At 37.8% G+C, this 11,404-nt stretch carries 12 protein-coding genes; 6 read left to right on the forward strand and 6 right to left on the reverse strand.

Going from position 1 to position 11,404, the window contains the following annotated elements:
* The 6 genes from J1E28_RS06640 to mqnP form a co-directional block, all read right to left on the reverse strand.
* Positions 1-898, reverse strand: an 898-nt coding sequence (locus tag J1E28_RS06640) for an AAA family ATPase (RefSeq protein ID WP_291028031.1), incomplete at its 3' end; no start/stop codon positions are given.
* Positions 898-2,316: a sialidase family protein gene (locus J1E28_RS06645; protein WP_291028033.1), complete on the reverse strand. Its 1,419-nt coding sequence runs from the start codon at positions 2,314-2,316 to the stop codon at positions 898-900. The genes J1E28_RS06645 and J1E28_RS06640, both read right to left, overlap by 1 nt.
* A 9-nt stretch (positions 2,317-2,325) precedes the next feature.
* On the reverse strand, positions 2,326-3,513 hold the full coding sequence (locus J1E28_RS06650) for a pyridoxal phosphate-dependent aminotransferase (protein ID WP_291028034.1): 1,188 nt from the start codon (positions 3,511-3,513) through the stop codon (positions 2,326-2,328).
* 25 nt (positions 3,514-3,538) lie between these two features.
* Positions 3,539-4,066: a hypothetical protein gene (locus tag J1E28_RS06655; RefSeq protein WP_291028036.1), complete on the reverse strand. Its 528-nt coding sequence runs from the start codon at positions 4,064-4,066 to the stop codon at positions 3,539-3,541.
* Positions 4,067-4,070: 4 nt separating this feature from the next.
* Positions 4,071-4,637, reverse strand: coding sequence for a hypothetical protein (locus J1E28_RS06660; RefSeq protein ID WP_291028038.1), 567 nt, complete (start codon positions 4,635-4,637; stop codon positions 4,071-4,073).
* Entirely contained in the window at positions 4,627-5,523 is an 897-nt protein-coding gene (gene mqnP, locus J1E28_RS06665) for a menaquinone biosynthesis prenyltransferase MqnP (RefSeq protein ID WP_291028040.1), read from the reverse strand. The genes J1E28_RS06660 and mqnP overlap by 11 nt, the downstream gene beginning before the upstream one ends.
* Before the next feature lie 214 nt (positions 5,524-5,737).
* On the opposite strand from mqnP, the gene J1E28_RS06670 reads away from it, so the two are divergent.
* From J1E28_RS06670 to J1E28_RS06695, 6 genes are all read left to right on the forward strand, one after another.
* The gene (locus J1E28_RS06670; protein WP_291028042.1) at positions 5,738-6,391 is read left to right on the forward strand and encodes a CvpA family protein; all 654 of its coding nucleotides are present in this window, start codon (positions 5,738-5,740) and stop codon (positions 6,389-6,391) included.
* A gap of 13 nt (positions 6,392-6,404) precedes the next feature.
* The gene (gene lysS, locus J1E28_RS06675) at positions 6,405-7,976 is read left to right on the forward strand and encodes a lysine--tRNA ligase (protein WP_291028044.1); all 1,572 of its coding nucleotides are present in this window, start codon (positions 6,405-6,407) and stop codon (positions 7,974-7,976) included.
* Positions 7,977-9,227 carry a serine hydroxymethyltransferase gene (locus J1E28_RS06680; protein WP_291028046.1) on the forward strand — a complete coding sequence of 417 codons (1,251 nt, stop codon included), beginning with the start codon at positions 7,977-7,979 and terminating at the stop codon, positions 9,225-9,227. It begins immediately after the preceding gene.
* Between the two features lie 17 nt (positions 9,228-9,244).
* Complete coding sequence (locus tag J1E28_RS06685) at positions 9,245-9,790, forward strand: DUF1882 domain-containing protein (RefSeq protein WP_291028048.1); 546 nt, start codon at positions 9,245-9,247, stop codon at positions 9,788-9,790.
* Positions 9,791-9,819: 29 nt separating this feature from the next.
* Positions 9,820-10,701, forward strand: a complete 882-nt coding sequence (locus J1E28_RS06690) for an SPOR domain-containing protein (RefSeq protein WP_291028050.1) — start codon at positions 9,820-9,822, stop codon at positions 10,699-10,701.
* A gap of 167 nt (positions 10,702-10,868) precedes the next feature.
* Positions 10,869-11,404 (forward strand): glycosyltransferase family 4 protein (locus J1E28_RS06695; protein ID WP_291028056.1); only part of this gene is annotated, 536 nt, incomplete at its 3' end.

Here is an 11,404-nt window from a genome sequence, read left to right on the forward strand (position 1 = left end):
CAACAAACATCTGCGAAGTCTGCTCTCCCGCGTTATTTGTAAATATTCCCTTATAGTAGTCCATTATTTTCATTTGCCATAGAGGATGAAGACTTATCTCGGGCTCATCAATAAAGGCAAATGCACCACTTAGTGCATTAATGTCTCGAAGAAGGAAAGAACCTCTATACACTATCTGTTTTTCTCCAGAACTTAAGGAATCAATAGGAATAAGTTGGCCATTCTTTTTGAACAAAACCACTTTCTTTCCATTTTTTCCCCTCATATTTTTGATAATACTTTTGCCACATCGCCATAAAAGTGCAAAAACACAACCTACCCACAAAAATGGATCTAAGATGTAATTAATGATGTTTATCTGCCCTAAAATCCCTAATTCATAGCTTATAAGAGAGAGGATTAATCCATAACCTGCTAACCTACTTAAGCAATAGGAGATAAGTGATAAAATGCTATACAAAAAAATGAAGATTCTAAACTCTAAATGGTAAATATCAATAAAACCATAGCCCAAAACCTCTACATAAACAAACGCTCCAAGTATAATCCACACATATTGCATACTCGGTGGAAAAATTCTATGGGATTGCACAAAAATCTTTGAATGTTTAAGGCATAAACTTATAGGAGAAATAGCAGAATCTGATATAAAAACGCGTGAAAAAATAAAACTTATCAGCCACCATATACACACCAAAGTAAGCATTATGCTTGGCACATCAAAAAGCGCGTAAAAATACTCGCACGCACTCCAGTGCCATTCAATAAAGGGTATATTAAAGACAAGAATCCATAAGAGTGAAAGGAGAATGATAGGGCGCGTTGGTAGTTTTTGCAATAAAAATACACAACTACTCAAAGCAATGATATTTATCATTAAATTCACCGCTATACTCATCACTCACCCTCAAAAGTTTTGGTATTCCACTCATAAGGAATATCATCAAGATTCTGTATATGCTCAATATCAATAATTGGAGGCAAACTTGTATGCCTATCTAATACATCTTTTGGCACAAGCGCGGTTCTTATGTGTTTGCGCCCATAAGTATAGGCAATATGCACAAAATCTTTATTTGTCGCCACACTTGGATAAGAGACTTCATTATGTGGCAGAGTATCAAGGGTTAAGGGAAACCAAAACTCTACTTCCTTAAACATTTCTTGCGCTAGAGTTGTTTTGTCTAAAACATAAATGCGTAAATTTTCTCTTGCATTGCCTTGAGGGGTGCTTGGCTCATTATGCGCTATATAAATCGCCTTCCTCATATTAAAAAGCACGGAAGAGGCATCATAATTTTTAAGATTGCTTTTTAGTTTTGGATTCTTACATTGGCTATCGCATTCACTCACAAAAAGCGTATTATTATAGGCTTTATGATTGCGATACACCCCTAGAGCAGAATGCGAATCTAAAGGCACAAAACTTGGCTGAAGTTGGGATTTTAAATCTGTGGGGCGCATTATAGCAGTAAGCTCTAAAGAAGGACTAAAATCAAGCAAAAGCGGATATTTACTTGCTAACTCGTGGTAGATTGGCAAAATAAATCCACCATCACTTTTAAGGAGAGGGGGGGTGCGCACAAGAAAAGAAAAATTTAAAAATGGGCTTAAATGCAGCTCTTTGACATAGCGCAAACCCCCTTGCTCTAAGGATTCTAAAATAAGCCAATATATCTTGCTTGTAGCCCAACCTCCCATACTGACACCCACAACGAACAAATGCACCCGCCCTTGTGTATCCACAAAACTCACAGGATTGCCAAGCTTTTTAATAAACTTACCACTTAGGTGTGAGAGCATTGGCGCATCTAAAAGCAATTTTGGCTCACTCCAAGCCCCGATGTGCGAAGGCTCATTGCGGAGTTCATTTGGCTTAAAACCTACCCACTTTCCTTTTTGCGCTTCTTGCTTTTTATAATGTAAAGATTCTCTCCGCCTTGCCTCTATATTTTTTTGCTTAAAAGGTGCTTCAAAAGTAAAAAAGCTTTGATAAATCCCCACATCTCTTGCACCCTCTCTACTTCCGGCAAAGTATAAAAGCATAAAGTCTGCCTCACTCACAGCAGAAACATTCACAATACTACTTGCGTGTGCTTGGGGCTGCGAGTTTGGAATATCAAAATAAATAATAGAATCTACTCCTACATCACGCCGATAATACTCTTCTCGCTCTAACTCCTCTGGTAGCACCAAAGTAAGCTTTGTAAAATCAATATGAGATGTAGGGCTTGTATCACTTACCACACTCCACCAAGTGCATAAACAAAGCACAAAAACAAAAAAGATATGTCTTTTATATGATACTTTTTGCACTGCGCATACTTAAGAGAGTGATTTGACAAATTGCGCAATGCGCCCAATTCCCTCTTCAAGCTGTATTAATGAACACGCAAAAGAAAGGCGCACAAATCCCTCCATACCAAAGGCACAGCCGGGCACAAGTGCTACGCCTTGCTCTTTAAGCAATGCTTTACAAAATCCCATAGAATCCCCACCATAAGTAGGCAAGGCAGAAATATTAATAAATAAATAAAATGCACCTTGTGGCTTACTCACATTAAGATTTTGTATATTATTAATCGCATCAACAGCAAAGTGCATACGTTCCTCAAATGCTTTGCGCATATCCTCTATATCACTATCTGCCTCGCCTTTGAGTGCCAAAATAGCAGCTTTTTGCGTAATAGAATTAATATTAGAGGTGCATTGACTTTGGAGATTATCCATAAGCTTTATAAGCTTTTTATCTTTACACGCAAGATAGCCTATGCGCCACCCTGTCATCGCCACAGACTTACTTAAGCCATTAATAGTAATTGTGCGCTTCATCATATCTTCATTGATTGTTGCTGCAGATACAAATTTCACTCCATACACAAGCTTTTCATACATCTCATCACTTATAACCCACACATCTGTGCCTTTTAAAACCTCTGCAAGCTCTTCTAAATCCTTTTGAGTATAGACCATACCGGTGGGGTTTGAGGGGGTATTAAGCACAAAAGCTTTTGTTTTTTTAGTAATAGCTTCTTTAAGTTGTTTAGGTGTGATTTTAAAATCATTTTTTTGCGTTGTCTGCACTATTACAGGCTTTCCTCCGCTAAAGGTTACAAGCTCGGGATAAGTTACCCAATAAGGAGAAGGAATAATCACCTCATCGCCATTATCCACAAGAGTTTGAAATACATTAAAAAGCGAGTGTTTTGCGCCATTACTTACTAATATTTCATTGCTCTCATAAGAGAGATTATTCTCACGCAATAGCTTTTCTTTAATTGCTTTGCGCAGTTCTGGAATCCCTGCTACTGCAGTATATTTGGTAAAACCACTTTTTAATGCTCTAATGGCTTCATTTTTAATCACTTCAGGCGTGTCAAAATCTGGCTCACCTGCTGAAAAACTAAGCACATCTTGCCCTGAATCTTTAAGCTCACGCGCAAGTGTGCTAATGGCAATTGTCGTGGATTCTTGCAAAAGCTCTGCACGCTTTGCATAAACTGCTTTACCCATTTTTTACTCCTTATATTTAATAAGATTATTCTTTAATATCCGCAAGTTTAAGCGTGAATTCTATCTCGCCCTTACTTAAACGCATCTCTTTTGCAATCGCATCAATACTCCACCCATCGCGAAACATACCAATAATGCGCTTTTCATCGATATTTGTGCTTGAGCTTGGAAAATAGCCAAATTCTCGAATCTTCTCCTCAATGCTTACGATTTTTTCCTCTATATACTCTCGTTCCTTATTCACTTGCGCTTCAAGAATCTCCACTTGACGATACACATTTACAAGTGCGTTATTGACTGCATCAATACTTTCTGTTTTAATTTTATTATGCAAAGCTGTGGTGCTTAATTGATTTTCAAGCTCATTATCTTTAATCCACTTGTGAATCTTAAAGATTTCATTATTAATATCTTCCATACCTTTTTCAAAACGTCTCATTTTTTTATTAAAATCAAGGTTGCGCGTATAGTTCAAAAATGCAACAAAACACACAATACCAATGGATACAAGCCCTAGAATCATACTCATACTACTCATTGAAATACCAAACATTCCCCTACTCCTCTATTTTATGTGATTTTTTAGCATTTACAATTGCCAAACGTTCCATTTGAGCTACAAAATTATCAAAATCTCCCGCATCATTATAGTGCATACGTTCAAATTTCACAATTTTTTGATGAATGGCAGTAGCAAAAAGACTAATATAACGTTGCGGAAAAACAGGCAAAAAAAGGCGCACATAATATTCTGCCCCCTCTTCAAATACATCTTGTGGCATACATAATACATTATGTCCTACAAAATCTGCTATCCCCTCGTACTCTAAAGGAATATGCTGTGTAGTCTTATTAAGCAGTATTTGCTCAATACTTTCTACCTTTTGATAAAGCTCCACAAGTAATTCAAGCAATACTTCATCAGTATCTTCTGTGCGATTTTTTGATTTATTTTTATTGAGCCATTGTGTGATGGAGCCATAGCGAGACTGCAATAAATTCACAAATTCCTTATTAAAAGCTGCTTCATTCTCTTTATCAAGCTTTGAAAATGCCACTTCAAGCTCACAAGGAACAATGCGTGTGTGAATATCACGCTCCTCAAGTATGCTTTTAATATCCATACGTAACCCTTATAGAATCCACTAAGATACACATAAAAAACATAATACCCAAATAACCATTAGTTACAAAGAAAGCCTTAGGAATATTTTTTAAATGCACATTTACAAGATATTGCTCATAGCAGAGCATACAAGCAGATAAGCCCACACCAATTTGTGCGATTAGGCCAAGCTCTGCTTCATAAACAAAGCCTATCCAAAATCCCACCGCGCATAAATGACATAAACGCGAAATCCATAATGTAGCCCGTATGCCAAAATATGCGGGGATAGAATGAAGCTGATTGTTTTTATCAAACTCCATATCTTGCAAAGAATACAGCAAATCAAACCCCGCTACCCAAAAAAGCACACCTGCTGATAAAAGCACACTCCATAAGGGAATTTCACCCATAACAGCAATAACTCCTGCAATGGGTGCTAATCCCAAACACACGCCAAGCACCCAATGCGCTATGGCACTAAAACGTTTTGTATAAGAATAAAAAGCTAAAATGACTAAAAATGGCACACAAAGAGAGAAAGCAAGGGGATTAATAAAATAAGAAACGAGTATAAAAATAAGAGCATTAAAAATATTAAAAGCAATAAGCCAAGTAAGGCTGATGCGCCCATCAACACTTGGACGAGTGCTTGTGCGAGCATTAGCACTATCAATATCCCTATCTTTGAGGCGATTAAAACCCATTGCAAAATTTCTTGCGCTTATAAGTGCTAAGGCACAAAGCACAAATGTCTCCCAGCCACACCACGGAATCTCATACTTTTGCATACTTGCCACAACCATTGCAATAAGAATAAAGCTACTTGAAAAAATGGTATGCTCAAACGCAACGAGTTCGCTAAAATTTTTGAGCTGCTTCCCAAATGTCCCTAGAATATTCATTCTGTTTTATTCCTTTATCTCATACCCTAATTTATTATGGTAAAGGGCAAAAAATGCAAGATTCTAAAATACCTTACCAAAAAATAAGCTAAAATTCTTGCAAAATAAGGCAAAATCGTTTAATATATTACATTTTTGTCTTTACTTCTACTAAGCCCCAAAGATTTAAGATAAAAAGAGTTTTTGCATTTTAAAATTTAAAGGATAGGGATCAATGGAAGGATTGAGTTATGTGGATATAGGCATTTTCGTTTTGCTCATTTTGCTTTCAATTAAGGGCATTTTTCAGGGCATTATTCGAGGATTGGCGAGTTTTTTAGGTATATTGCTTGGGATATTTTTTGCTTCAAGATTCTATCATAGCACAGGAGAGTGGTTTACTGATACTATCTATAACCTCAATTCCCCAGAAGTAAGCGCCCTTATAGGATTCCTTATTCTTATTACATTTATTTGGGCATTTTGCGTGATTGTCGGCGAGATTCTCTACCGCATAGTGCATTTTACGCCTCTTGCTGCGCTTGATAAGGCTTTAGGTTTGTTGTTTGGATTCTGTAAAGCTTTCTTACTCCTCTCTATTGTTGTTTTTGGCATTTCACAAATTGGGTGGCTTAAAAACTTCTCACAAAGTATCGAACAACACAGCAGCTTTTTCCCAGCGATGAAAAATCTCGCTATTCATATTATGAATCTTGAGCAAATCCAAGAGATTACAAAAGACTTAGAGAAACCTAGCACCGATAAAATAGAGCAAACAATTACAGAAGGTGTTAATAAAATAAGTAAGCCTGTAGAAGAGACAAAAGAAGAACTCAAAGAGGGCTTATCAAACTCTCTTTCTTCATTGAAAAATACCAATAATCCTTAAAAGGCATTATTAAATGTTTTCAAATTTTTATATCCAACAACGTATCAAAAAAATGCAGCTAATGCAAGATTTAGGGCTTAATCCTTACAGCAACGAATCTGTGCGCACAATAAGTAATAGCAAGTTTTTAGATAAATATCAATACCTTAAAACCCAAGCTTTAGCAGATACAGGACAAAATACACAAGAAACAAATCACTCACAAGCTCCCACCGAATGCGTTGTCGGGCGTGTGAGATTTATTCGCCTAATGGGCAAGGCGTGCTTTATTAAGATTCAAGATGAAAGTGGAATCCTCCAAGCATATATATCAAAAAATGATATTGGTGAGGATTTTTCACAGATAAAAAAAATCCTTGAAGTGGGAGATATTATCAATGTGCAAGGATACGCATTTGTAACCAAAACAGGTGAGTTAAGTATCCATACACTTTCTTTTAAGATTCTTACTAAAAGCATTGTGCCTCTCCCTGAAAAATTTCACGGACTAAGTGATGTGGAGCTACGCTACCGCCAACGATATGTAGATTTAATTGTCAATGAAGAAGTCAAAGAAGTATTTAAAATGCGTAGCCAAATTATCTCTTGCGTGCGACAATTCTTTGAGCAAAAAGGCTTTTTAGAAGTCGAAACGCCAATGCTCCACCCTATTCCAGGTGGTGCAAATGCGCGTCCTTTTATCACACATCATAATGCACTTGATGCACAAAGATATTTGCGTATTGCACCAGAGCTTTACCTTAAGCGTCTTATTGTTGGGGGTTTTGAGGCGGTTTTTGAGCTTAATCGCAATTTTCGCAATGAAGGAATGGATCACTCGCATAATCCTGAATTTAGTATGATTGAATTTTATTGGGCATATAAAACTTATGAGGATCTTATCACGCTTACAAAAGAGCTTTTTGCCTTTATCTTTAAATCCCTCAAGCTCCCCGCCATTTTACATTATAATCAACACGAAATCGACTTTAATCAATGGCGTATTATCAGCTACAAAGATGCTTTGGTGCAAATAGGCGGACTAAATGAGGAGCTCATCAATGATAAAAACGCACTTCTTGCCCATCTCCAAGAAAAACATCTCAAGGTGGATTCTACAATGCCCTATGGAAAGCTTTTGGGTGAAGCATTTGATGAATATGTCGAGCATAAACTCATTCACCCTACTTTTATCACGCAATATCCTATTGAGATTAGCCCACTTGCAAGACGCAATGATAAAAATCCTCAAATCGCTGATAGATTTGAGCTTTTTATCGGCGGGAGGGAGATTGCTAATGGTTTTAGTGAGCTTAATGACCCACTTGACCAGCTTGAGAGATTTAAAGAACAAGTAAAAGCAAAAGATGCAGGCGATGAAGAAGCCCAATATATGGATGAAGATTATGTATGGGCGCTTGCTCACGGAATGCCACCTACTGCGGGAGAAGGTATAGGCATTGACCGCTTGGTAATGCTATTAAGTAATGCAAAAACCATTAAAGATGTGATTCTATTCCCTGCATTAAAGCTAACTCAACCAAATTTTGATATAATACCCTCACAAAACACATCAAATGATACCCCAAATAAGCAAGGAGTGTGAATGGGCTACTTGATGAAAGAGCAAGATAGTGAGGTATTTGAGCTTATAGAAAAAGAGCTTGAGCGTCAAAACGAGCATTTAGAAATGATAGCGAGTGAAAATTTTACATTTCCTAGCGTTATGGAAGCTATGGGGAGTGTTTTAACCAATAAATATGCCGAAGGATATCCCTTTAAACGCTACTATGGTGGTTGCGAATTTGTTGATAAAATCGAAGAGATTGCTATTGAAAGAGCAAAAAAGCTTTTTGGTGTAAATTTTGCCAATGTGCAACCACATTCAGGCTCACAAGCAAATGCAGCAGTTTATGCTGCGCTTCTTAAGCCTTATGATAAGATTCTTGGTATGGATTTAAGCCACGGCGGGCATCTCACACACGGCGCAAAAGTAAGCACTTCAGGGCAGTTATACCAAAGCTTTTTTTATGGCGTAGAACTTAATGGCTATATTGATTATGACAAACTCGCCAAAGAAGCTCAAGTTGTAAAGCCTAATATCCTTGTGTGTGGCTTTTCAGCCTATACAAGAGAGCTTGATTTTAAAAGATTGCGCGAGATTGCAGATTCTGTGGGGGCATACCTTATGGGAGATATTGCACACGTAGCAGGACTTGTTGTCGCAGGAGAATATCCCAATCCTTTTCCGCATTGCCATATTGTTACAACAACTACACATAAGACATTGCGAGGACCAAGAGGAGGTATAATCCTTACAAATGATGAAGAGTTAATTACAAAAATCAATAAAGCTGTGTTTCCGGGTATCCAAGGCGGACCGCTTATGCACGTAATTGCAGGAAAGGCGGTAGGATTCAAAGAAAATCTCAAACCTGAATGGAAAACATACGCTAAACAAGTCAAAGCCAATATTCAAGCTCTTGCAAAGGTGCTTATAAAGCGCAATTACAATCTTGTAAGTGGCGGGAGCGATAATCACCTTGTGCTTATAAGCTTTCTTAATAACAATTTTAGTGGCAAAGAGGCAGATTTAGCTTTAGGAAATGCCGGCATCACAGTCAATAAAAACACCGTGCCCGGTGAAACGCGCTCACCTTTTGTTACAAGCGGTATTAGAATCGGCTCACCAGCCCTTACTGCACGAGGTATGAAAGAAAAAGAATTTGAGTGGATTGCAGAAAAAATTGCGGATATTCTTGATGATATTCACAATACTAACTTGCAAGCCCAAATCAAAGCTCAAATCAAAGATTTTTCTAAAAACTTTAAAATCTATGATAAGCCAATTTTTTAAAGAAGAGGGAAAATTATATGACAGAAATGGATCTTAAGCTCATCAAAATGGACACATCACACTACTATGGACGTGTTAATGGAATGGGAAAAAAAATCAATCATATGGGGCGGATTCTGTATGATAAATATGAAAAAATAGATGCTACACTTACCTCTATGATTATCAATAAACATTTTCGCAAAGAGATTATTGTGGCTCACTCACTTTTACTTGGCAAGGGAACAAAAGTAGAAAATATCGTGTTTGATTACAATGGGCGCAACCCAGAGAGATTCTATCATCGCGCACAGCTTCTTTTGCGAGAAGAGGGTTTTTTGAATTTCACCGCATTTTGCTCCAAAACTCCCGGGCATCTACATCTCTATATACACAAAGGACATACTGAAATTAATGAGGGAAAACGTTTAGCTAAGACACTTTCTCTTAAATTATCCCAGCATTGCCCAAAAGAGTGGAAAATGTTTCCTAGTGATGAATTGCCCCCAAATTTTAATATTCTAGCCCTCCCCTATGAAGTCTATGCCAAAGAGCGTGGGTCGGCGTGGGCAAGACATATGTAAGACTTAATAAATACATTTAAGGAGTGAGAATGGAAACAAAACGAGAGTTAAATGATATTTTAATCAATGATGATGATTTGCAAAAACAGAATCGAACCAAAAAATTGATGATGATGATTGCAATGGCATTAGTCTTTTTGTCTATTTTGATTGCAGTCGTTTTTATTGTTACGCGTGGCGATGAGGAGCTAAGTGAGCGTGATATGGCAGCTAATAATGGCTTAACTCCCATAGAATCAGAAAATGATCGATTTGTCGATGTCCCTTTGAATAATAATCCAAATGGAGAAGAAGACCCATTCCAAAAGATTCTTGATGATATTCGCAATCGCGAGCAAGGCAACAATACACAAATAGCACAAGCCTCCACTCCCCCACCTGCACAAGCAGAGCCAAAGCCACAACCTGCTCCAGAAAAACAACCCGCATCACAGCCTGTGCTTCCTGCAAAACCTGCATCTACACAACCAGCTAAACCGGCTCAACCTGCAAAACCTGCACAGCCTACGCAAACTACACAGCCAGCTAAACCAGCGGCTCAACCAACTTCTACTTCTCCCAAACCAACAACCGCGCCTGCGGAAAAACCACAAGCACCCCAAACTCAAAGTGATGGTATTGCAGATATATTTGAGGGTGTCTCTACTCCTCGTATGGATACTTCAAAAAATGGGCAAATTGCAGAGAAAGGATTCTATTTGCAAGTAGGATCCTTTACAAATAAGCCAAATGCAGAGTTTTTAAAGCAAATTAACAATTATAGCTATCGCGTGCATGAAGGGGCATCTGCAAATGGACAAAAGACCACAAGATACCTTGTTGGACCTTATAATTCTAAAACAGAAGCAAGTAGAGATTTGCCAAATCTCAAAACCCTAGTCGCTGACCCTGTGCATTTTGAGGTAAAATAGTTCTTTATGGATAGAATCTTTAAGTTCTAGTGAGAGAGGGGCTACCTCCCCCATTTGTCTTTAGAATCTCTTAAATCACCCAAACGCATACACCCCTTAAAGTCGATTTAAAAACTTGAGATACGGGGCTGTGGCATTACTAAACAAGTAAAACTTTAAGGCAAAATATGAAAAAAGCTTGTGTTGTTTGTGAGGGTGATCCAGCGAAAAATCCACGTCCTAATCGTATGCTTCATTGGCTTAAAGGGCATTTTGAACTCACCGCCATTGGGTTAGAGGCTACGGCTATGGAGGGAGTGGAAATACTCTCCTATCCTGATGCGAAAAAAAGAAATGCTAAAGAGGAGGCGATACTCGAAGAAAATGTTGCCAAAAAGGATTATATGAAGCTTGTCAAAATCCCTAATCGAATGATAATTGCGCAATATCTCAAAGAAAGGGAGTTTGATGTGATTATCTGTCACGATTTAGTGCTACTCCCTTTTGTTTTAGAGAATAAAAAACAAGCTAAAGTTGTGGTTGATTTGCGGGAATATTATACGCGACATCGCTCTGATGAGCGATGGATTAGGCTCTTTGCGGATTTTAATGATTGGCTTTGCCGTACTTATCTCCCTCAAGCAGATTATGTATATAGCGTGAGTGATACATTTGCAAAAGAATATGCAAAAGATTATGGCATACAATGCGATGTCATCACTTC

This window comes from Helicobacter sp. (assembly GCF_022511165.1).
Classification (GTDB): Bacteria; Campylobacterota; Campylobacteria; order Campylobacterales; family Helicobacteraceae; genus Helicobacter_C.